At 73.1% G+C, this 22,879-nt stretch carries 17 protein-coding genes; 7 read left to right on the forward strand and 10 right to left on the reverse strand.

Annotated features, from left to right (window positions below):
• Positions 1 to 206: 206 nt before the first annotated feature.
• Entirely contained in the window at positions 207 to 2,438 is a 2,232-nt protein-coding gene (gene recD2, locus E1293_RS25780; RefSeq protein WP_424923672.1) for an SF1B family DNA helicase RecD2, read from the forward strand.
• On the opposite strand, the gene E1293_RS25785 is transcribed toward recD2, so the two are convergent.
• The 5 genes from E1293_RS25785 to E1293_RS25805 all read right to left on the reverse strand — a co-directional run bounded on the left by E1293_RS25785 (position 2,429) and on the right by E1293_RS25805 (position 7,028).
• Entirely contained in the window at positions 2,429 to 3,214 is a 786-nt protein-coding gene (locus E1293_RS25785) for an MBL fold metallo-hydrolase (RefSeq protein WP_132200060.1), read from the reverse strand. The genes recD2 and E1293_RS25785 overlap by 10 nt on opposite strands.
• Before the next feature lie 10 nt (positions 3,215 to 3,224).
• Positions 3,225 to 3,788, reverse strand: coding sequence for a TetR/AcrR family transcriptional regulator (locus E1293_RS25790; RefSeq protein ID WP_132200061.1), 564 nt, complete (start codon positions 3,786 to 3,788; stop codon positions 3,225 to 3,227).
• Between the two features lie 87 nt (positions 3,789 to 3,875).
• Positions 3,876 to 4,898: a LacI family DNA-binding transcriptional regulator gene (locus E1293_RS25795; protein ID WP_132200062.1), complete on the reverse strand. Its 1,023-nt coding sequence runs from the start codon at positions 4,896 to 4,898 to the stop codon at positions 3,876 to 3,878.
• Positions 4,899 to 4,941: 43 nt separating this feature from the next.
• Positions 4,942 to 5,481, reverse strand: coding sequence for an NADPH-dependent FMN reductase (locus E1293_RS25800; RefSeq protein ID WP_132200063.1), 540 nt, complete (start codon positions 5,479 to 5,481; stop codon positions 4,942 to 4,944).
• Positions 5,482 to 5,498: 17 nt separating this feature from the next.
• Entirely contained in the window at positions 5,499 to 7,028 is a 1,530-nt protein-coding gene (locus E1293_RS25805) for a peptide ABC transporter substrate-binding protein (protein WP_165978392.1), read from the reverse strand.
• A gap of 170 nt (positions 7,029 to 7,198) precedes the next feature.
• On the opposite strand from E1293_RS25805, the gene E1293_RS25810 reads away from it, so the two are divergent.
• Positions 7,199 to 8,641, forward strand: a complete 1,443-nt coding sequence (locus tag E1293_RS25810) for an LVIVD repeat-containing protein (RefSeq protein WP_132200065.1) — start codon at positions 7,199 to 7,201, stop codon at positions 8,639 to 8,641.
• Positions 8,642 to 8,704: 63 nt separating this feature from the next.
• Here E1293_RS25810 and E1293_RS25815 read toward each other — a convergent pair whose 3' ends face one another.
• Complete coding sequence (locus E1293_RS25815; protein ID WP_132200066.1) at positions 8,705 to 10,051, reverse strand: FUSC family protein; 1,347 nt, start codon at positions 10,049 to 10,051, stop codon at positions 8,705 to 8,707.
• Positions 10,052 to 10,096: 45 nt separating this feature from the next.
• Positions 10,097 to 10,630, reverse strand: a complete 534-nt coding sequence (locus E1293_RS48730) for a CGNR zinc finger domain-containing protein (protein WP_207939095.1) — start codon at positions 10,628 to 10,630, stop codon at positions 10,097 to 10,099.
• A gap of 125 nt (positions 10,631 to 10,755) precedes the next feature.
• Here E1293_RS48730 and E1293_RS47675 point away from each other — a divergent pair, with 125 nt between their 5' ends.
• Entirely contained in the window at positions 10,756 to 10,902 is a 147-nt protein-coding gene (locus E1293_RS47675; protein ID WP_165978393.1) for a hypothetical protein, read from the forward strand.
• Here the strand turns inward: E1293_RS47675 and E1293_RS25825 are convergent.
• A complete protein-coding gene (locus E1293_RS25825) occupies positions 10,899 to 12,341 on the reverse strand; it encodes a type I glutamate--ammonia ligase (RefSeq protein ID WP_207939096.1) in 1,443 nt (480 codons plus the stop codon). The two genes, E1293_RS47675 and E1293_RS25825, sit on opposite strands and share 4 nt — an antisense overlap.
• A gap of 94 nt (positions 12,342 to 12,435) precedes the next feature.
• Between E1293_RS25825 and E1293_RS25830 the strand changes: the two genes are divergently transcribed.
• From E1293_RS25830 to E1293_RS25845, 4 genes are read left to right on the forward strand one after another with little or no spacing between them, the layout of a single operon-like run.
• Positions 12,436 to 13,551 (forward strand): amidohydrolase family protein, encoded by a 1,116-nt coding sequence (locus E1293_RS25830; RefSeq protein WP_243716543.1) that lies wholly within the window; start codon positions 12,436 to 12,438, stop codon positions 13,549 to 13,551.
• 25 nt (positions 13,552 to 13,576) lie between these two features.
• Positions 13,577 to 14,962 (forward strand): FAD-dependent oxidoreductase, encoded by a 1,386-nt coding sequence (locus E1293_RS25835; protein WP_132200068.1) that lies wholly within the window; start codon positions 13,577 to 13,579, stop codon positions 14,960 to 14,962.
• 37 nt (positions 14,963 to 14,999) lie between these two features.
• Positions 15,000 to 18,329, forward strand: coding sequence for a DUF4132 domain-containing protein (locus tag E1293_RS25840; RefSeq protein ID WP_132200069.1), 3,330 nt, complete (start codon positions 15,000 to 15,002; stop codon positions 18,327 to 18,329).
• Between the two features lie 14 nt (positions 18,330 to 18,343).
• Entirely contained in the window at positions 18,344 to 20,500 is a 2,157-nt protein-coding gene (locus E1293_RS25845) for a DUF4132 domain-containing protein (protein ID WP_132200070.1), read from the forward strand.
• A 1-nt stretch (position 20,501) separates the two neighbouring features.
• Here the strand turns inward: E1293_RS25845 and E1293_RS25850 are convergent, their stop codons facing one another.
• The gene (locus tag E1293_RS25850; protein ID WP_132200071.1) at positions 20,502 to 21,758 is read right to left on the reverse strand and encodes a hypothetical protein; all 1,257 of its coding nucleotides are present in this window, start codon (positions 21,756 to 21,758) and stop codon (positions 20,502 to 20,504) included.
• 34 nt (positions 21,759 to 21,792) lie between these two features.
• On the reverse strand, positions 21,793 to 22,879 hold a 1,087-nt coding region (locus tag E1293_RS25855), incomplete at its 5' end, for a cystathionine gamma-lyase (protein WP_207939097.1).

Below are 22,879 nucleotides of genomic sequence, written 5' to 3' on the forward strand. Positions count from 1 at the left end.
GGCAGGACGAGGGCGAGGGATACGGCGGGGGCGCTCAACGCGGCCAGCGCCTGTGCTCGGGAGCGGAACACCAGCGATACCTCCCAGTACGCCTTTGCGGGGTGCACGTACGGGTGCGCCCGGAACGTACGTCGCGATCAACGGAAGATCTAGATCACCTGCCGGATCCGGCCATCCCGCCGGGCGGATCCGCCATCATGGTGATCGTGGCGACCTCCCCGACCCCGCCCGCCGCGCCGCGTCCGGCGGAGCTTGACGCGGTCTTGGAACGGATCACCTACGCCAACGAGGACACCGGCTACACCGTCGCGCGGGTGGCGACCGCAAAGTCCGGCGGCGACCTGCTCACCGTCGTGGGCGCGCTGCTCGGCGCGCAGGTGGGGGAGAGCCTCCGCCTGGTCGGCCGGTGGCGCTCGCACCCGAAGTACGGCAAGCAGTTCGAGGTCGACTCGTACACGACCGTCCTGCCGGCGACGATCCAGGGCATCCGCCGCTACCTCGGCTCCGGAATGATCAAGGGGATCGGCCCGGTGATGGCCGACCGGATGGTCGGGCACTTCGGCACCGACATCCTGCGGATCATCGAGGAGGAGCCGGCGCGCCTCGTCGAGGTCCAGGGCCTCGGCCCGAAGCGCACCAAGCGGATCGGGGACGCGTGGGAGGAGCAGAAGGCCATCAAGGAGGTGATGGTCTTCCTGCAGGGCGTCGGCGTCTCCACGTCCCTCGCCGTCCGCATCTACAAGCGGTACGGGGACGAGTCGATCGACACCGTCCGCAAGCGGCCCTACCAGCTCGCGTCGGACGTGTGGGGCATCGGGTTCAAGACGGCCGACACGATCGCGCAGGCCGTCGGCATCCCGCACGACAGCCCGGAGCGGATCAAGGCCGGGCTCCAGTACACGCTGTCCGAGGGCGCCGACGACGGGCACTGCTTCCTGCCGGAGCCGAACCTCGTCACGGCGGCGGAGAAGATCCTCGGCGTGCCGCGGGAGCTGATCGTCCCGGCGCTGGACGAGCTGGCCCGTGACGAGGGCGTCGTCCGCGAGCCGATCCCGGGGGAGGGGGAGGACGCGGCGACGATCCCCGCCGTGTACCTGGTCCCGTTCCACCGGGCCGAACGCTCCCTCGCCCGCGGCCTCCTCGAACTGCTGGACGCGCCGGCCGACCGGCTCAAGGCGTTCGCCGACGTCGACTGGGGCAAGGCCCTCCCGTGGCTCAAGCAGCGCACCGGCCAGGCGCTCGCCCCCGAGCAGGAGGACGCCGTCAAGCTCGCGCTGACGTCAAAGGTCGCCGTGCTGACCGGCGGTCCGGGCTGCGGCAAGAGCTTCACGGTCCGGTCGGTGGTGGAACTGGCCGCCGCCAAGAAGGCCAAGATCGTCCTGGTGGCGCCGACCGGGCGCGCCGCCAAGCGCCTCGCCGAGCTGACCGGCCACGAGGCCGCGACCGTCCACCGCCTCCTGCAGCTCCAGCCCGGCGGCGACCCCAAGTTCGACCAGGACAACCCCCTCGACGCCGACCTGGTCGTCGTGGACGAGAGCTCCATGGTCGACCTGATCCTCGCCAACAAGCTGGTGAAGGCGATCCCGCGCGGCGCGCACCTGCTGCTCGTGGGGGACGTCGACCAGCTCCCGTCCGTCGGCGCGGGCGAGGTCCTCGCCGACCTGCTGGGCGCCGAGGCGATCCCGCGCGTCCGGCTCACGAAGATCTTCCGGCAGGCGCAGCGGTCCGGCATCGTCGTCAACGCGCACCGCGTCAACTCCGGCGATCACCCGCACACCAGCGGGTTCGACGACTTCTTCCTGTTCCCGTGCGAGGAGCAGGACGAGGCCGCCGAGACGACGGTGGACGTCATCGCCAACCGCATCCCGCGCAAGTTCGGCCTGGACCCGCGCCGCGACGTCCAGGTTCTCGCGCCCATGCACCGGGGCACGGCCGGGGCGGGTTCCCTGAACTCGCTGCTGCAGGAGGCGCTCACCCCGCACGACGACGCCCGCCCCGAACGCCGCTACGGCGGACGGGTCTTCCGCGTCGGCGACAAGGTCACCCAGCTGCGCAACAACTACGACAAGGGCGAGGCGGGCGTCTTCAACGGCACCGTCGGCGTCGTCACGTCCGTGTCCCTCGAAGAGCAGTCGCTCACCGTCGTGACCGACGAGGACGAGAGCATCGACTACGCCTTCGACGAGCTGGACGAGCTCGCCCACGCCTACGCGATCACGATCCACCGGTCGCAGGGCAGCGAGTACCCGGCCGTCGTCATCCCGCTCACGACCGGCGCGTGGATGATGCTGCGCCGCAACCTCCTCTACACGGGCATTACCCGCGCGAAGCGGCTCGTCGTCCTCGTCGGGTCACGCCGCGCGCTCGCCGCCGCCGTCCGCACCGCCGGCGCGGGACGCCGCCACACCGCCCTGACGCACCGCCTGTCTCAGCGGTAGCGGGCCAGCTCCCACGGGTCGTGGGCGCAGAACACCTCGACCTCGCCGCCGCGCGCCAGCTCCCGCAGCCGCGCCACGTTCGCGAGCCGCAGCTCCCGGTCGACCTCGCCGCCGGCCTGCACCAGCTCCATCAGCGGATGCACGACCGGCTCGGGACGGTCGACCTCCCCGTGGTACATGTACGCGTCGCCCGCGTGCAGCAGCCAGCGGCCGCCGTCCCGCACCGCCACCCCGGCATGCCCCGGCGTGTGCCCGCCGATCGGGACCAGCAGGACGTCCTCGGGCACCCCCTCCAGGGAGCGGACGCCGTCGAAGCCGTGCCAGGTCTCGCCCTCGCCGTCCTCGTAGGCGACCCACTTCGGGCCGTGGGCGAGCTGCGCCGGGGTCTTGCCGCCGTCGGCCCGCTCCGCCTCGAACAGGTGCACCGCCGCGTCCGGGAAGTCGCTCAGCCCGCCCGCGTGGTCGCGGTGCAGATGCGTCGGGACGATGTGCCGCACATCGGCGGCCGAGTACCCGAGCTTCTCGACCTGCCGGACGGCCGTCGCGGCGGGATCGAGCGCGGGCTCCGTCATCTCCACCCAATCGTCGAGCAGCCGCTCCGACGGACGCTCGATGTCACCGACCCCGATCCCGGCGTCCACGAGCAGCAGGCCGGCCGAATCCGTCACCACCAGCAGCACATGGCCGACGGCCGGCGCCGGCCGCAGCGCGCTCTGCGGCCCGTCCGCCGGTTCGATCTCCCGCATGGGGGCGCAGTCGAGATGGTGAACACGCATGAGGACTCCTTCAGAGCAGGTCGCCGAGCTGGCGGGTGACCTCGTGGATGACGGACACGTCCCGCTGGACGCGGGCCAGCATGATGGCGCCCTGCAGCGACGACAGGACGAGCGCGGCGAGCGGGTCGGTGCGTTCGTCCGGGACGCCCCAGCCGCGCAGCGCCGCCGCGATGCCCCGCTGCCAGTCGGCGTAGGCGCCGTCGCAGGCGGCCCGGATGGTCTCGCTCTCGGCGGCCGTCTCCAGTGCCACCGTCGCGACGGGGCAGCCCTTGCTGAAGTCCGATTCCAGCAGGCTCCGCGCGAAGTGGTCGCCGAGGGCCGCCAGCCCTTCCCGCCCGTCCGCGGCGGCGAGGACGGCGCCCGCGAGGTCCTCGCCGACCGTCCGGCCGGACAGCGCCACCGACTCGGACGCCAGCTGCTCCTTCCCGTCCGGGAAGTGGAAGTACAGCGAGCCCTTCGGCGCCCCGCTCTCCGCGAGGACCTGGTTGAGCCCGGTGCCGTGGTAACCCTGCCGCTGGAACAGCTCACCGGCCGTCCGCAGCACGCGCTCTCTCGTCTCACCCCGAGGTGCCATGCCGACGAGACTAGACCGACTGGTCTATAGATTCAACTGCGACTCGTCAGGCGAAACCTTTCGAAAGTGCGGGCCCCGGCCGCGTCCTCAGGTCTTCGGTGGCGGCGGCGCGGTGCTCTTGCGGACGACCAGGCTGGTCGACAGCTCCATGCGGGTCGCGATGGGCTCCCCGGCGCGGACGCTCAGGATGATCTGCGCGGCGGACTCCGCCATCTGCTTCAGCGGCTGGTGGACGGTCGTCAGCGCGGGGCTCGCCCACGGCGCGACCGCCACGTCGTCGTACCCGACGACCGACAGGTCGTCCGGCACCCGCAGCCCGTGCACGCGGGCCGCCTCCAGCACCCCGAGCGCCTGCAGGTCGCTGCCCGCGAAGATCGCGGTCGGCCGGTCGGGCCGCGCGAGCAGCTCGGTGGCCCGCTCGAACCCGCCCTGGACGTGGAAGTCGCCGTAGGTGACGAACCCCGGGTCGACGTCCAGGCCCGCCATGCTCATCGCCGACCGGAACCCGTCCAGCCGCGCGACCGAGCACAGCATGTCCGCCGGCCCGGTGATGATCGCGATCCGCTCGTGGCCCTGGTCGACCAGGTGCCGGGTCGCCGCGAGCCCGCCCGACCAGTTCGCCGAGCCGACCGAGGGGACGTCGGGGTCCGGGTCGCCGGCCGGGTCGATGATGACGAACGGGATCGAGCGGGAGCGCAGCCGCTTCTTGTACTCCGGCGGCAGGCTGGAGAACAGCAGGATGACGCCGAGCGGCCGGCGCCGCAGCACCCCGCTGATCCACTCGGGGCCGGGGGAGTGCCGGGTGCCGCTCTCGGTCAGCACCAGGCTCGCGCCGTTGGCCTTCGCGACGCTCTCCACGCCCCGGATCAGCTCCATCGTCCAGAGGCTCTCGATCTCGTGCAGGACGATCTCGATGAGCGGCGCCTCGGTGGCCGCGCGGGAGCCGCGCCGGTAGCCGTGGTGCTCCAGCAGCCGCTCCACCCGGACCCGGGTCTTGCGCGCGACGTCCTCGCGTCCGTTGAGAACTTTCGAAACTGTCGAAATGGAGACGCCGGCCTGATCCGCCACCTGGGCCAGGGTCACCCGGCCGGATTCGGCTTCCTGTTGCATAGCAGCAGCATAAGGATTTCGGCGGACGCTCCGAAACTCGGCCTCACCCGAGCGCCGCGGCGAGGGCGGCGAGCGCCCCGGCGATCCGCTCCCGCGGCTCGGCGGTGCGGACGAGACCGTCCTCGCCCACGTCGGGACGCGTCACCGGGATCCGCGCGCAGGCGTCCTCGATGATCGCTGCGCTGGCGTAGCCGAGCACCTTGCGCAGCGAGGCGTGCGCGTCGCCGCCGCCCGTGGGCGCCGCGGGGGAGGCCGCGTTCAGCCAGGCGACGGGCTTCTCGTAGATCTCACCGCCGCCGATCGTCCAGTCGAGGAGGTTCTTGAACGAGCCGGGCAGCGCACCCGCGTACTCGGGGGTGCAGATCAGCAGCGCGTCCGCGGCGCCGATCGCCGCGCGCAGGTCCGCCACCACCGGGTCCAGCGGGTCGCGGTCGTCATCGGGGTTGAAATGGGGGAGGTCGCCCATGCCGGTGTAGAGCGTGCCGTCGAGCCCGGCCGGAGCCACGGCCAGGGCGGTGCGCAGAGCCGCCTCGTTCGTGGAGCCCTTGCGCAGGCTCCCGCAGATCATCAGCACCTTCGTCATGATCGTCAGGCTACGCGTCAGTCCTCGATGGCCAGCCGGTCGAGGCGCAGGCCGGTGAACGCGCCCGCGGTGACGCCGCGCACGCGCTCGGACCAGACCAGGTGGTCGTGCGCGGACCACAGCGGCATCGCGGGCATGTCGCGCAGCATGGCGCTCTCGGCGAGCCGCGCCTGGATCACGCCTTCATCGGGGGTGGCGGCGTGCTCGGCCTCGGCGACCAGGTCCGTCGTGTACGCGTCGTCGAAGCCGGTGCCCGCGTCCAGCAGCGGGGTCAGCGCGGCGACGGGCGCGGGGTAGGCGGCCGTCGTGTGGACGGCGAACGGCCCGTCCACCTTCCGGTCGTCGACGGCCTCGCGCAGTCCGGCGACCGGATGAGGGCGCACGTCGAGCCCCAGTTCCTTGTGGATCTGGCCGGCGACGTCCTTCACCCAGGCGTCGTCGCCCCGGTTCGCCTCGTACCAGAGGTTCAGCGGCCCCTTCAGCCCGCCGGCGTCGGCGAGCGCGGCGACGGCGGCCTTCGAGTCGTGCACGCACAGGCGGCACTGCCCCTCGCGGTGCCCGGGGAGGATGCCGGGCGCGACCAGCGCGTCGGCCGGGGAGTACTGGTGGCCGAGCGCCCCCTCCGTCACGGCGGACCGGTCGACCGCCATCGACAGCGCGGACCGCACGGTCGGGGACGCCAGCCGGTCCTCCCAGCCGGGGAACGCCAGGTAGGTCACGTCCCGCCCGGGGACGGCGAGGTGCCGGCCGCCGAAGTCGGCCTCCATCGACTCGTGCCGGTTCGCCGGAACCAGGGTGGCGACGTCCAGGTCGCCGGCCCCGGCCGCGGCGTACTGCGCCTTCGCGTCCGGCATCGCCTTGACGACCACGGTCCGGCCGCCGCCCGACCTGCGCCGCAGGACGATCTCGTGTGCGCTCCGGGACTTCACCCGGAACGGGCCGTTGCCGACCGGGGTGCGGCCGTAGGACGTCCAGTCCCGCGACCTCAGGACGCTCTCCGGCATGGGGAAGAACGCCGGGTCGCCGAGCAGGGCCGGGAACCCGCTCAGCGGGCGGTCGAGCGTGACCTCGAACGTCCGGTCGTCCTTGACCTTCAGGCCGGGTACCCCGTCCTCGCCCTTCTCGGCGCCCTTGATCTGCGCGGCGTCGGTGAGCAGCGACGACCCGGCCCATCCTTCGCGCAGGACGGCCGTCCAGGCGGCGGTGAACGAGCGGGAGGTGACGGGCGTCCCGTCCTGGAACGTCGCGCCGGGACGCAGCCTGACCGTCCAGACCCGCCGGTCCGGGCTGGTGATCGACTCGGCGGCGGCGTTCGCGGGCGCGCCGGTCTTCGGGTCGTAGGAGACGAGGCCCGTCCACACCGCGTTCGCGATCATCCGGCCGGGCGTGTCGCGGACGTCGCCGGGCAGCAGCGTCGCCGGGGCCGGGGCGCCCACCGAGATCCGCGGATCGGCGGGCTCGCTCCACGCCTTGAGGGCCGCGACCGGGGCCAGCAGCACCACCACGGCCCCGGTGACCAGGGACGCGGTGCGGGTCGAGCTCTTCAACGGCCTCTCCCGGGAGCGGGGCGGGGCGGACGCCGGTGAGGCTACGGGAGCGGGACAGCTCCCACCAGTCCTCATGGTCCTGTTTCCATTTCGTGACCCGTGCGACCGTTGATCAAGCTCGCCGGTCCGGTCACACTGGCGCTTGCGAAGATCCATCCCGTGGAGGCGCGATGCTCCCCCGCACATCCATCCCCAGCGGACGCCTGCTGCAAGGCGGCGTCGCCGTCGTGGCCGGCCTGGCGCTGATGACCGGCGTCGCCTGGGCCTGCCCGCCCGGGCAGCCCGGACACGACGAGACCAAGCAGGCCGCGGCCGGCGGAGAGGGCACCAGCGGCGGCCACGCCGGGCACTACCACCGGGCGGACGCCGCGACCACGAAGAAATCCGAGGCGGTCAAGGGCGTGCGGCGCGTCGGCGGCGTGCCCGAGGCCAAGGGCGCCATCTCGCTGATGTTCATGGACTACGGCCACGGCCGGCACCAGCGGACGATCATGTACGCGACCGGCGAGTTCGGGCTGAAGGCCTACGACATCACCGCCGACCCCAAGGTCCCCAAGCTGGTCGGGCAGCTGAACATGCCCGGCATGTGGGAGACCGAGGACACCGACTTCGACCCCAAGCGCAAGATCATCTACCTGTCCCGGGACCCGCGCGCGTTCGGCGGTGACACCCAGACCGGCGAGTCGGGCATCTACGTCGTGGACGCGTCCAAGCCGGAGAGCCTGCGCCAGATCACCTACGTGAAGGTCCCCGCCGGGCACACCACGACCTGCGTCAACGACTGCAAGTACCTGTGGACCGGCGGCCCCGCCAAGGCCGACTGGATGCCCGCGGACTGGGGCGGGCGGCCCGTGTGGGTCACCGACGTCCGCGACCCGGCCAAGCCGAAGGTGCACAAGGACCCGATCGACACAGGCCGCAACGACGGCAAGACCGACTACACACATGACATTCAGGTCGACTCCAACGGCGTCGCCTGGGCGTCCGGGCGCGGCGGCGTACGCGGCTACTACACGACCGGCCGCCACTACGACCCCGTCGAGAAGAAGCGGCGCACGGCCACCGCGGTCGACCCCGTCCCGTACGCGGGCGGCGGCCTGGACGAGGCCACCACCAACTCCACCTTCATGCACAACAGCTACCGCGCGGTCGGCCGGACGAAGAACCAGGCCGCCGACCCGCGCAGGTGGGGCAACGGCAAGCTGCTCTACATCACCGAGGAGACCTTCAACGACGGCTGCGCCAACGACGGCCTGCTCGTCATCGCGTCGCTGAAGGGCTCCTACGGCGGTGAGGGCTGGCGGTCCACGCCGGAGCACAAGTTCCGCCTGCACACCGTCGGGACGTGGGGCGTCGCGGGCAAGGAGGGCAGCGACCCCGAGAGCACGGACTGCTCGGCCCACTACTTCGACGTCCGCGACGGGATCATCGTCCAGTCGTTCTACTCGCAGGGCACCCGGTTCCTGGACGTCCGGGACCCGACGAACCCGAGGCAGCTCGCCTACTACCGGCCCGCGGACGCCGCGTCCTGGCAGCCGTACTGGCACGGCAAGTACGTCTACGTCGCCGACAACACGCGCGGCATCGACGTCCTGGAGCCGACCTTCCGCTGACCGTACGACCTCACCCATACGGAGGCCCGTCCCCTTCCCCCAGGGGCGGGCCTCCGCTTCTCGTCAGGGCCGCTTCCCGCCAGGGCCGGAGTGCCGCTCGCCAGACTTGCGCGCATTGCGTTCCGCCGCGGCGGCGGCCGACTCGGCCGCCCTGCGCAGCTGGTGCCCGGCCTGCTGGACGACCCGGACCGGCCGCGCCGGCAGGTGCCGGGACGCGCCGCGGTGCCGCCGCCAGTGCTCGCGGGCGCGGGCCCGGTGCTCGACCCGCAGGTTCTCGATGAGCCGGTCGATGTCCATAGACACCTCCCCGTACAGCGGCCACAGGTCGCCGGCCGCGGCCCGCTCGTGCAGCCGCCGGGTGAGCCGGGCGCGCCGCTCGCGGGCCACGTCGACCCGCACCTCCAGCTCGTGCTCGGCGAGGAACGGCCGGGCGTCGCGGGTCAGGTCGGAGCGGGCCAGCCGCCCGTAGGAGGCGATGCTCGCGGCGATCCCGGCGAGGGCGTCGCCGAGCTCGCGGCGCAGGTCCGGGTCGGTCAGCAGCCGGCCCCGCTCGCCGAGCCGCTCGTCGTCGGCGAGGGACCGGGTCAGGCCGCGCAGCGACAGCGTGAAGTGCTCCATCGTCTCCATCGCGTTGCGCAGCGCGACGCCGGCGTCGATGAGCCGCCGCGCCCGGGTGCGCGGGTTGAGCCGGACGCTCTCCTCGGCGGCGCCGAGGTCCCGGTCGGTGCGGCCGATCTCGCGGGCGAGCCGCTCGGCGTCGTCCTGCCAGCGGGCCGCCTCGTCCTCGGCGCGCTCGCCGCGCAGCCCCCCGGCGATGCCGTCGATCAGCTCGCGGAGCTTCTCGGCGATGTCCTGGACGGCCTCCTCGGCGGGCCGGACCCGCACCGACGGGGCCAGCACCGTCGCCGCCAGCCCGGTCGCGGCGCCGATCAGCGTCTCCAGGACGCGCTCGGTGGCGCCCGCCTCGCTCGCCGAGCCCAGCGCGAAGATCAGCATCGCGGAGATCGGCGCCTCCAGCACGTGCTCGCCGAGCCGCAGCACGTGCCCGATCGTCAGCGCGGCGAGGATCGTCAGGCCGAGCGTCCACCAGGAGAACCCGATGGTGCTCGCGGCCAGCACCGCGACCAGGACCCCGCAGGTGACGGCGCCGACCCGCAGGATGCTCGCCCTGATCGTCTGGTAGACGGAGAACTGGACGACCAGCAGCGCGGTCAGCGGCGCCAGCAGCGGCTGCGGCCCGCCCGGCGGCAGCGCCAGCAGGGCCAGCACGAACGCCAGCGTGGCGGTGGCCGTCAGCCGGGCGATCCGGTACACGGTGGACTGCACCTCCGTCGCCACGCGCAGCGGCGAGCGGCCGGGCCGGTCGTCCCGGCCCGGACGGCGGCGGCGGCGGAAGAACGGAAGCGACATGCGGGACTTCCTTCCCGCAGGTCGGCAAAGGTCACTCGCGGCAGGTCACTCGCGGCGGCGGGCGCGGAACGCGGCGACGTTGGTCCGGTTCGCGCAGCCCTCCGAGCAGAAGCGGCGCCGCCCCGCCCGGGACGTGTCGGCGTACACGTGGTCGCAGCCCTCGGCGGCGCACACGCCGGTGCGGCCGAGGCCGTGCTCGACGATCAGCTCGGCGAGGTTCATCAGCGTGGTCGCGCGGAACCGCTCGGCCAGCCGGGACGACGGCGGCGCGTAGTGCATGTGCAGGCCGTGCGGCTCGTGGTCGGCGAGGTGCGGGTGCATGGGGATCTCCAGCATGAGCCCGTTCAGCATCGCCATCACCTCCGCCAGGCCGTCGGCCTCGAAGAAGGGGCGCAGCGTGCGGCCCCAGTGCCGGAAGTCGGCGGCGTCGGCGTCCGCGAACTCGTGCCAGAAGAACTCGTGCTCCCGCAGGATGCGGCGCAGCGCGGCGGGGGAGTCGTCCCCGTCCGCGCATGTGACGGCGTTGACCAGTGCGGCGGCGGCCGCCACGCCGTGACTCTTGTAACCCGTGATGCGCATTACCCCGGCCTCCGGTCCCGCTGAGGTGCGGTAAATGATATCTTAGCAATAACCCTTACAGACGTCCCTGGGGATGCGCCGTGGAATGCCCGCGCTGTGGCTGGCCCGAGTCCGATGTGTACGAGGTGCTCTCGCGGCACCTGACCTCCGAGGGCGTGGTGACCTACACCCGCTGTGCCTGCGGCCGGCTGCAGATGCGCGTCCAGCGCTTCGACCCGGGCCCCGTCGTGGCCGCCGGACGCGACTCCGCGTCCGCCCCCGGGCCGTCCTAGTGCCGCCAGCGGGTGGCGGCGGCCACCTGCTCCGGCGTCGCCCCGTCCAGTAGCGCGATCTCCCCGCGCCGCACCGCCGACACCGTGTCGGTGACGGCCTCCCCGAGCGCCTCCCGCAGGACGGCGTCCGCCTCGAACGCCGCGACCGACTCCGCCAGCGACGCCGGCAGCGGGGCGATGCCCCGGGCGGCACGCTCCTCCTCCGCCAGCCCCGCCGGGTCGACGTCGCACGGTTCCGGCAGCTTCAGGTCGGCGCCGAGCCCGTCCCGCCCGGCGGCGAGCAGCGCCGCGAGCAGCAGGTAGGGGTTGGCGGCGGCGTCCAGGCACTTGACCTCCAGGTTGGCGGCGGTGGCGTGCTCGCCCTCCGCGCCGGTCACGAACCGCAGCGCGGCCTCCCGGTTCTCCAGCCCCCAGCACGCGTACGCGCCCGCCCAGTGCGACGGGATCAGCCGCAGGTAGCTCGCCACCGACGGCGCGCCGACCGCGAGCAGCGCCGGCAGCCGGCGCAGGATTCCGGCGGTGAACGCCTCGCCCGCCGCCGTCATCCCGTACGGGCCGGGCCCGCCCGCCATCGCGTTGGCCGCGCCGTCCGCCGCGTTCTCCCGCCACAGGCTGAGGTGGACGTGCGCGCCGTTGCCGACCGAGTCGGCCTCGACCTTCGGGGAGAACGACGCGGCCATGCCGTGCTCCATCGTCACCGCCCGGATCGTCTCCCTGACCAGGACGGCGGTGTCGGCCGCGCCGACCGGGTCCTCGGCCGCCACCGACACCTCGTACTGCCCGGCCGCGTACTCGGGGTGCAGCTGGACGACCTTCACGCCCGTCGCCTTCAGTGCCTTGAGGACGTCCCGCAGGTAGCCGGCCAGCTCGGTCACCCGCGTCATCCCGTACGCGGGGCCCTTGCAGGCGGGGGAGAACGCGTCGCCGCCGCCGTCCGACACCGCCCACTCGATCTCGAAGGCGGCCTTCACCGCCCAGCCGCGCTCGGCGAGCCGGTCGGTCTCGCGGCGCAGCAGGGCCCGCGTGTCCAGCGGATGGGCGGTGCCGTCCTGCGCGTACCGGAGCGCCGGCGCGTGCGCCCACCCGGGCAGCGCCGCCATCGGGACGAGCCGGTCCAGCGCGGGGTGCAGCCGCAGGTCTCCGGTGGGGCCGCCGATGTAGCCGCCGGACACGATCGAGTCGTCCAGCAGGAACACGTCGAACACCGGGGACATCCCGACGCCCCACGCCGCCGCGTGCTCCAGCCGCTCCACCGGGACGGTCTTGGTGCGGGTGATCCCGCTGACGTCCACCCAGGTCAGCGCGACCGCGACGATGCCCTCGCGGTCCAGCCTCCGCGCCGCCTCGGCCGCGCGGGCGCCGAGCCGGTCGCGTTCGCGCCCGTCGAGCCCCGGCGCTCCGGTGCGCCGCCCGGCGGCGGTCTCAGAGGTCTGTTCCACGTTGTGACTCCCGATCGGGGTGGCGGTGGACGCGGGCACGGTCCGTAAGGGCATCGTAGGGAGAACACGGGCTGGTTTCAGGGAGGAGGCGGGTGTGCTCGAGTACCTGGAGTCGCTGCGGCTGGTCGACCACCACTGCCACGGCGTCCTCGGCACGGACCCCGGCGGGACGGCCTTCGAGGAGATGCTCACCGAGGCGGAGGCGGCGGGCCCGCCCGGCGTGAGCATGTTCGACACCCAGGTCGGGTTCGCGCTGCGGCGCTGGTGCCCGCCCGTCCTCGGCCTGGACGCCCACGCGGAGCCCGGCGACTACCTGGCGCGGCGGGCCGAACTGGGCGCGGCCGAGGTGAACCGCCGCTTCCTGGAGGCCGCCCGGCTGAACGCGCTCTGCGTCGACACCGGCTACACCCCGGCGGCCCTGCTCGACCCGCCCGGCCTGGGGCGGCTCGCCGGAGCGGCGGCGTACGAGGTCGTCCGGCTGGAGTCGGTCGCCGAGCAGGTCGCGGCCGGCGGCGTCGAGGCGGCCCATTTCGCCGATGAGGTGCGTTCCCGGATCGGCGCGTGGGACGCGGTCGGCGCGAAGTCGATCGCCGCCTACCGGGCCGGGCTGGAGCTGTCGGGCATCCGGCCGTCGGAGGCGGAGGTCACCGGGGCGGCCGGGCAGCTGATGCTCGCGGCGGAGAGCACCGGCGCGCCGCCACGGGTCTGCGACGAGATCCTGCACCGGTTCCTGGTCTGGTGCGCGGTGGACGCCGGGCTGCCCGTCCAGTTCCACGTCGGGTACGGGGACGTGGACGCCGACCTGCGCCGCGGCGACCCGCTGCTGCTCATCGAGCTGCTGCGCGCCATGGCCCCCGCCCCGGCGATGCTGCTGCACAACTACCCGTTCCACCGGCAGGCCGGCTACCTGGCGCAGGTGCTCCCGAACGTGTACGTCGACGTGGGCTTGGCGACGCACAACCTCGGCCACCGGTCGCCCGCGCTCATCGCCGAGCTGCTGGAGCTGGCGCCGTTCGGGAAGGTGCTGTACTCCTCCGACGCGTTCGGGCTCGCCGAGCTGTACCACCTGGGCGCGCTGCTGTTCCGGCACGGCCTCGCCGGTTTCCTGGCCGGCGGTGTGGAGGACGGCGCCTGGACGTCCCGGGACGCCGAACGCGTCGCCGGGATGATCGCCTCGGCCAACGCCCGCCGGGTCTACGGTCTGGAGTAGACGATCATCGTGGGAGGGGACCGGCATGGCCGCACGTGAACGGCTGCTCGTCATCGGGGGCGACGCCGCGGGGATGAGCGCCGCGTCGCAGGCCCGCAGGCGGCGCGGCCCGGACGAGCTGGAGATCCTCGTGGTCGAGCGCGGGCACTACGCGTCCTACTCGGCGTGCGGCATCCCGTACTTCGTCGGCGGCGTGGTCGAGGACCTCGGCAAGCTCATCGCCCGCACGCCGGCCGAGTTCCGCGACCTCGGCATCGACCTGCGGCTGCGCACCGAGGCCGTCGAGATCGACGTGGACGGCGGGCGGGTGCGGGTCCGCGCCGAGGACGGCGGCGAGCGCTGGGAGGTCTACGACGACCTCATGATCGCGACCGGGGCCGTCCCGTCCCGGCCGCGGCTGCCCGGCGCCGACGCCGCGGGCGTCCACGGCGTGCAGATACTCGACGACGGTGTCGCGATCCGCCGGGCCGTCGAGGACGGGAAGCCGCGCCGCGCCGTCGTGGTGGGCGGCGGCTACATCGGCCTGGAGATGGCCGAGGCGATGGTGATGCGCGGCCTGGAGGTGTCCCTCGTGGACATCGCCGACCAGCCGATGCAGACCCTCGACCCGGACATGGGCGCGATCGTCGCGGACGCGATCCGCGGCATCGGCGTGCGGCTGTACCTGGGCGAGCCGGTCGCGGGCTTCGACACCTCCCCGGACGGGCACGTCACCGCCGTCCGCACCGAGAGCCGGACCCTGCCCGCCGACCTGGTCGTCTTCGGGCTGGGCGTGAAACCGGCCTCGGGTCTCGCCCGCGAGGCCGGCGTCGCGGTCGGCCCGACCGGCGGCATCGTCACCGACCGGCGGATGCGCACGCCCACCGAGCGGGTGTGGGCGGCGGGCGACTGCGTCGAGACCCGCCACCTCGTGTCCGGCGCCCCGGTCGCGATCGCGCTCGGCACGCACGCCAACAAGCAGGGCCGCGTCGCGGGCGTCAACCTCGGCGGCGGCTACGCCACCTTTCCCGGCGTCGTCGGCACCGCCGTCTCCAAGATCTGCACGGTGGAGGTCGCGCGGACCGGGCTGAACGAGCGCGAGGCGGCCGCCGCCGGGTTCGCGACGCTGAGCGTGGTCGTGGAGTCCACCACCCGCGCCGGCTACCACCCGGGCGCCACCGCGATGAAGACCAAGCTGATCGCCGAACGCCGGTCCGGGCGGCTGCTCGGCGCGCAGATCGTCGGCGAGGAGAACGCCGCCAAGCGCGTCGACGGCCTGGCGATCGCGCTGTGGAACGGCATGACGGTCGAGGAGATGACGGGCCTGGACCTCGGCTACGCGCCGCCGTTCGCGCCCGTGTGGGACCCGGTCCTGATCGCCGCCCGCAAGACCGCCGACGCCGTCGAGCAGGACATGCGCTCTCGATCTTGACCCGGTATGTCGGTGACCTCCCCTACGGTGTGGCGTCATGGCGACAGCGGCTGATGAGGACACCCGGGAGATGCCGGACGCGTGGCGGCGGCACCTCCATCCGCGCCGGGACCGGCCGGGGCCGTGGCCGCAGGCGCGCGTCGACGCGTCGGCGGCCGATGAGGCCAGGGCGCTGGTGGACTGGGCCCGGCCCCGGATCGAGGACGTCCTGGCGCTGCCCGGCACGACGCCGGCACTGGCCGAACACGGCCGTGCGTACCTGAACGGCGAGGCCGACCCCCTGGGCGCGGCGGTGGTCGCTGTCGTCGCGACCTCCGAGCGCAACCACGTCAAGTACAGCGAGAAGGACCTGTTCGTGGACGCGTGGGCGGCCGGGCACGGGGTGCCGTTCGCCGCGTGCGCCTTCGCGTGGCTGAGCGAGATCATGGCCGACCGCCGGATGGGGCCGGAGGCGCCGTGGATCGGTGTCCGGGAGGCCGAACCGACCGATTACTACGATGGCTGGTGGGCGGACGAGCCGCCCGTCCGGCATCTGCGCTCGCTGCTGACCGCCGCCCACGACGACGTGTACGCGGACGCGGTCGAAAGGCTGGCCCGCCTTCGCGGGACGCCCTCGCAGAAACTGGTGGTCTCCTACCTCGTACCGACCAGGCAGGATTGGGTCGAGGAGATCTGTTCGCTGCAGCTGGGCTCGCTACACGGCACCGCGCTGTGGATGCTCCCCTTCTTCGTCGGGGCACCGCACCAGGTCGCGCAATTGGCGCCCCGGCTCGGCTCCGCCCTCGCCGATCCCGGCGTTGTCGCGGCCCTGGTGGACGGGGCAGGGCCGGCGGCCCCGGTGCCGCTGCTGACCGATGTGCTGGACGAGGGCGATATCGCCCCCCGCTTTGAGCGGACGCTGCTGGACCACCTCGCCGCACTGCCCGCCGACGAGGCGTTCCAGGCGCTCGTCGACCGCGCCGGCCGCCCGTTGGCCCCGGCCGCGATGAGCGCCGCCTCGCAGCGGTTCCCGGCGCGGGCGCTGCGGCTGCTGGCCGGGGCGGCGCGCAAGCCCAAGGTGGCGGAGCCGCTGCGGGTCCATGTGCGCGCGCACCCGGAGCTGGTCGAGGCGATGCTGCCGGAGCTTCCGGACGGGTCGCGTGCGGCGGTCGAGGCGATTCGCGCGGCCACCGTCCGCGTACCGGACGCGCCGGCCGAAGCGCTGCCGCCCCTGCTCGTCGACCCGCCCTGGTCCCGTCCTCGTGCCAAGGCCAAGCCGGTCGTCATCGAGGACCTGTCCTCGCCCGGCACGCGTTCGATCGTCTGGGAACCGGGCGAGCAGGACGAGTGGATGGTCGACCTCCACCATCTGTGGCGCTGGGTCGAGCGGCTTGACTGGCAAATCCAGGTCGAGAAGTTCACGAAGGGCGACCTGCCGGGCCACATGCACCCGCTGTTCTTCGTGGAGGGCCCGGACGAGCTGGTGCGTCCGCTGCTCGCGGGCTGGGAGCCGCCTGCCCCCTGGGATGTGGCCGAGTGGATGCGGGTCGTCGTCTCCCGCTTCGAACTGGACGCCCTGGACGCAGCCGTGTTCGCGGCGCGCCGTGACCCCGCCAACGCGGGCGCCGTGCTGCTGCCCTATCTGAGCGACGAGGTCGCGCGGCTGATGGCGGACTGGCTCGTCCGGCTCAAGCAGGCGGGCGGGACGGCGCGGACCTGGTTCCGGCGGCACGGCCTCACCGCCGTCCCGGCGCTGGTGCCTCCCGCGCTCGGCAAGGCCGGTGCGGAACGCCGCGGAGCCGAGGCCGCGCTGCGCTTCATCGCCGCTTCCTACGGCGCCGAGGCGATCGTCGAAGCGGCCCGGATCCACGGCGACAAGGCCGCGGACGCGATCGAGGCGCTGGTGTCGGCGGACCCGCTGGGTGTCCTGCCTGCGAAGATGCCCGTGGTCGGTGACTGGGCGGAGGTGCGGCTGCTCCCGCAGATCCTGCTGCGCGACCGCGCGCACGCGCTGCCGGACGCCGCCGCGCAGCACGTGCTGACGATGCTCGCGATGTCCAAGCCCGGCGAGGTCTACGCGGGAGTGGACGTCGTCCGCGAGTTGTGCGACCGGGAGTCGCTCGCCGAGTTCGGATGGGCGCTGTTCCGGCAGTGGGAGGCGTTCGGCGCGCCGTCCAAGGATGGGTGGGCGCTGACGCAGCTCGGCCTGACCGGCGACGACGAGACCGTCCGGCGGCTGGCCCCGGTGATCCGGGCATGGCCGGGCGATGGCGGGCACAATAAGGCGGTCACGGGCCTGGGCGTCCTCGCCGCCATCGGCACCGACGTGGCGCTCATGCACCTGCACGGCATCTCGCAGCGGGTCAGGTTCAAGGGGCTGAAGGGCCGGGCGCAGGACAAGATCGCGGAGGTGGCCGCCGAGCTGGAGCTGACCGCCGAGCAGCTCGCGGACCGGCTCGTCCCCGACTTCGGCCTCGACGCCGACGGCGGCATGGCGCTCGACTACGGGCCGCGCCGGTTCACCGTCGGCTTCGACGAGCAGCTCAAGCCGTACGTGTCGGACGAGAACGGCACGCGCCGCAAGGCCCTCCCCAAACCCGGCGCGAAGGACGATCCCGACCTGGCCTCTGCCGCCTACAAGGCGTTCTCGACGCTGAAGAAGGACGTCCGGACCGTCGCCGCCGACCAGCTCCGCCGCCTCGAGACGTGCATGGTCACGCGGCGCCGCTGGCCGCTGCGGGAGTTCGAGGAGCTGCTGGCCGGGCACCCGCTCGTCCGGCACATCGTGCGGCGCCTGGTCTGGCTCGCCTGCGACGGTGATGGAGACGGCGGCAAGACGACCGCTTTCCGTGTCGCCGAGGACGGCACGTTCGCCGACGCGGACGACGACGTCCTCACCCTCGCCGACTCCTGCGAAGTCGGCGTCGCGCACCCGATCGACCTGGACGGTTCGCTCGGCGCGTGGTCGGAGGTGTTCGCCGACTACGAGATCCTGCAGCCGTTCCCGCAGCTCGGGCGGGCCGTCCACCGGCTGGCGGACGAGGCCCACGACGGCGGGCGGCTGACCTGCTTCGAGGGCCTGACCGTCCCGGTCGGGAAGGTGCTCGGGCTGACGTCGCGCGGCTGGGAGCGCGGCGCGCCGCAGGACGCCGGCGTGGAGTGCTGGATCTCCCGGCGGCTCCCCGGCGGCCGGTACGTCGTCATCGACCTCGATCCCGGCATCGCCGTCGGGGCCGTCGACGCGCTGCCCGACCAGACGCTGCGGGCGGTCGCGCTGACCAAGCGTCCCGAACAGCTCTGGATGGGCGGCGGGCCCACGGCCTCCTTCGCCGATCTCGATCCCGTCACCGTGTCCGAGATCCTCGCCGATCTCTCGCCCCTTTCGTGAGAAAGAGAACCCTCGTGGACCTGCCGAAGGCCCTGCTGGATCCGCCCTGGAAGCGCAAGCCCGCCGCCGCGCCCTCTTCCGAGGACGAGCCGATCCTCGTCCCCGGCCTCACGGCGCCGGACGACCGCGCCATCCTCTGGGAGCCCGGCGAGCGCGAACGATGGGCCGAGGTCCGCCCCTACGGATCATGGCGGGACGGGGAGTGGGAGGAGGCGGCCGAGAAGTTCCGGGACGGCCGGATGAGTTACGAGCCCACCCGGGCCGGCTTCCTCGCGCAGGCGCCCGAGCATCTCGCCCGGCCGCTCCTGGCCGGGTGGGAACCGCATGTGACGTGGGACTTCGACCATTCGCTCCAGCCGATCGTGGCGCGGTTCGAGACCGACGCGTGGGACGTGGCGTTCCGCCTCGCGAAGCAGAACGCGTTCGGCACGGGACCGATCCTGCGGCCGTTCCTGTCCGCCGACGTCGCCCGGCTGTTCGCCGACTGGCTCTACCGGCTCACGTCGGCGCAGAAGATCGCGCACACGTGGTTCGGACGGCACGGGCTCGCGGCCGTCCCGTACCTGGTGCCGGACGCGCTGGGCAAACGCGTCGGCCCCCGCCGCAACGCGATCAAGGCGCTGCGAACCATCGAGGGGGACGTCGTCGGGGCCGCCCGCGTCCACGGTGACGAGGCCGCCGACGCGGTCGCGAAGCTCCTCGTCGCCGCACCGCCCGACAACGCCCCCGTCCAACCGCCGATCAGGCCGCCGTCCCTCCCGACATGGCTCGACGTGGACGCGCTGCCGCGCCCGGCCCTGCGGGACGGCGGGGAACTGCCGCGTGAGGCGTGCCGCCACCTGCTCCTCGCCATGGTGGGGACACCCGGCGGCCGGGTCGACGTGTCCGAGGTCGTGGACGGAGCGGCCGGGGTCTGCGACCCGGAGTCGCTCACCGCGTTCGCATGGGCGTTGTTCGAGGCATGGCAGGCGGCGCGGCTGCCGAAGCGCAGCGGGTTCGTGCTGGCCACGCTCGGCCGGTTCGGCGACGACGGGACCGTCCGCCGCCTCACGCCGCTGGTCAAGGACTGGCCGGGGCAGAGCGGCGGATACAGCCGGGCCGTGCAGGGGCTCGACGTGCTCGTCGAGATCGGCAGCGACACCGCCCTGACCCAGCTGAACGGGATCGCCCAGAAGTCCAGGTACAAGGGCCTGCAAGGGGAGGCGCAGCGCAAACTGCTGGCCATCGCGCAACGGCGCGGCCTGACGGGTGACCAGCTCGCCGATCGGCTCGTCCCCGGCCTCGGCCTGGACGCCGACGGGACCCTCACGCTCGACTACGGCCCGCGCCGGTTCACCGTCGGCTTCGACGAGCAGCTCAAGCCGTCCGTCTCGGACGAGAACGGCAAGCCCCGCAAGTCACTGCCGAAGCCGGGAGCGAAGGACGACCCGGACCTGGCGCCCGCCGCCTACAAGCGGTTCGCGGAGCTGAAGAAGGACGTCCGCGCGGTCGCGTCCGGCGAGGTGGCGCGGCTGGAGTCGTCCATGGTCATGGGCCGCGAATGGACGCGCGCCGAGTTCGCGGAGTTCGTCGCCGGCCATCCGCTGCTGCGGCATCTCGCCCGCCGGCTGGTCTGGCTGAGCGGCGGCCGCCCGTTCCGGATCGCCGAGGACCGCACGTTCGCCGACCTCGACGACGACGCGGTCGAGCTTCCGGTGTCGGCGAACGTCCAGATCGCCCATCCGCTGGACCTGGGCGACTCACTCACCGCTTGGGCGGAGGTGTTCGCCGACTACGAGATCCTGCAGCCGTTCCCGCAGCTCGGACGGCCCGTCCTCACCCTCGCCGACGGGGAGGGCAGGAACGGCAGGCTGGAGCGCTTCGAGGGCCTGACCGTCCCGACCGGCAAACTCCTCGGCCTCACCCGGACGTCGTGGACGCGCGGTCCCGCGCAGGACAACGGCATCGAACACTGGATCTCCTGGCACCTCGCCCCGGACGTCACCGTCGTCATCGACCTGCGCCCCGGCATCGCGGTCGGCCTCGTCGACCTGAACCCCGTCCAGACGACCGAGCGCGTCTGGATCGGGAAGAGCCCCTACTCCGCCGTGATGGAGAACGGCCTCGACGGCGTGAACCCGGTATTCGTCTCCGAACTGCTGGCCGACCTGACGAGCCTCACCCCGCCCTGAGCTAGGCGAAACGGCTGCTGGGCACCGGGCCGGGGGAGTGGACCATGTCCCTTGGCCCGGTGAGCCACCGGCCTCCGACCGCACGGGCGAACGCGACGAGCCGCTCGTCGGGATCCGGCGGCGTGGCGCCGTCCCCCTCCTCGTCCTCGTGCGGGTCGGCGGCGATGATCTCGGCGGCCAGCTCCTCCTCGGGACGCTCGTCCGGCGGGACGGTCTCGGGCTGCCCGTCGTCCGACACCCGGAGTTGCTCGCCCCAGGGCGACTTCGCCACCTGGTGCAGGAACCCGGTGACGTCGGCGCTCACCGCCGGAGGCTCGGTCCAGCAGGTCGCGTGCTCGAACAGCACCTGGCCCTCGGCCCGCTCGTGCAGTGTTTCCACGTCGGTCTCGTTGAGGTCGTAGGCGACCGCGAGCACATCGGGACGTCCCGGGGCGAACGGTTCGGCCGGCAGCCCGAGCAGCCGCGCCGCCGCGAGCCCGAGGACGCGGCTCGACCGGTCGGGCAGCAGGCCGACCGACGTGGGCCGCCGCCCTGCCGCGTCGAGGACCAGCCGCAGCCGGTCGAGGCTGCGCCTGCACGCCGGGAAGCCGTCGGCCGTGTAGGCGAACCGCCCCGTCATGCCGGCGTCGAAGCCGTACGGCGACAGGGTGAGGACGAAGCTCCCGCCGAGCACGAAATGCCACCCGCGCAGATCCGTCGCGTCCAGCGGGCTGACGCCCCGGACCACCTGCCCCCGCGTGATCATCCGTGCCAGCCGGTCGCGGGCGGGAAGCCACACCTGGTCGTCCGGCACGGGCAGCCGGCCGGCCTCATGCTCCGCTCGGGCGAGATCCCCGGCGAACAGCGCGTTGTGGGCGAGCAGATACCTGGCGGGCCAGGGCTCCAGCGCGTCCACCCGCGGCTCCAGCACCGCGACGGCGTCCGCGTGCCGGTTCTCGCGCTCCAATGCCGACACGAGTTCCAACAGCAGCAGCGGTTCGTCCGGGAGCATCTCCAGCGCCCGCGTGAGCGCCGGAATGGCCAGGAACGCGATGCCGCGCTCGATGCAGGCGTAGCCGAAGTCGTAGAGCTGCTGCGGCTCCTGCTGGACGGCCACTGCCGTAGCGGCCTCCTGCATGTCGTCGAACCCGGACATGGCCGCCGCTCCCGCCATGAGCCGCGCCACCTCGCCCAGCTCCATGCCGTCGGCGTTGAACCGCAGATGCCGGATCAGCCCGGCGATGTCGCCGCTTGCCAGAAATGCCCGCGCGTCGCTCATGAGCGGCCACGCTACAGGCGCCGCCCCGTACGGATCATGCCGTTTTCTCCAACGCGCGCAGGATGTCGGCGACCAGATCCTCGGTGTCCTCGATCCCGGCCGACAGACGCACGAATCCGGGCTCCACCGCGTCACCGCCCCACCGTCCGCGCCGTTCCGCGGAACTGTGCACGCTCCCGAAACTGGTGGCCTGCATGACGAGCCGCAGCGAACCGAGGAACCTTTCCGCGGAAGCCTCGTCCCGCAGCGTGAACGACACGACACACCCGAACCGCCGCATCTGCCGGGCCGCGACCTCATGCGAAGAATCGTCCGGCAGCCCCGGATACCGAAGCCCGGAAACCTGCGAGTGGCCCCGCAGCGCCTCCGCGATCGCCAGCGCGTTCGCGGTCTGCCGCTCCAGCCTCAACTGCAGCGTGGCAAGCGACCGATGCGCCAGCCAAGCCTCCATAGGCCCGGGAACGGCCCCCACGGTCTTACGCCAGAACCGAACCCCTTCAGCCAATTCTGGATCCCGTGTGGCGACATGCCCGAGAAGCAGATCCCCGTGTCCGGTCAATGACTTTGTGTCGCTGGCGACGGAGAAATCGGCCCCCAACTCCAAAGGCCGCTGCCCGAGCGGAGTGGCCAGCGTGTTGTCGACCGCGACAAGCGCACCCGCCGCATGCGCCGCCTCGACGACCCGCCGGACATCGCACACGTCCAACCGCGGATTGGACGGCGTCTCCACCCAGACCAGCCGCGCCCCCTCGACCAGCCCGATCTGCGCATCACCCGCCGTCGGCCCCATCCGAACAACCGCGCCATACGACTCCAGCCGCTCTTGAAGAGCCCGCGTCGTCTGATAACAGTCATCGGGCAGAACAACCACATCGCCGATCCGAACCTGCGACAGCAGAACACCCGCCACAGCCGCCATCCCGGACGCGAACGAAACGACTTCGGCGCCGCCCTCAAGTTCGCCGATCGCCTGCTCAAGCAACGTCCACGTGGGATTGGAGTCGCGCCCATACGTATAAGGCCCGCTTGCCTCCCCGGCCAAGTGGTAATGCGCCGCGAACACGGGCCCCGGCAGCCCCGGCGTGAACTGCTCCGCCTCCGGCCGCCCGGCCCCCACCACC

The organism is Actinomadura darangshiensis, assembly GCF_004349235.1.
Classification (GTDB): domain Bacteria; phylum Actinomycetota; class Actinomycetes; order Streptosporangiales; family Streptosporangiaceae; genus Spirillospora; species Spirillospora darangshiensis.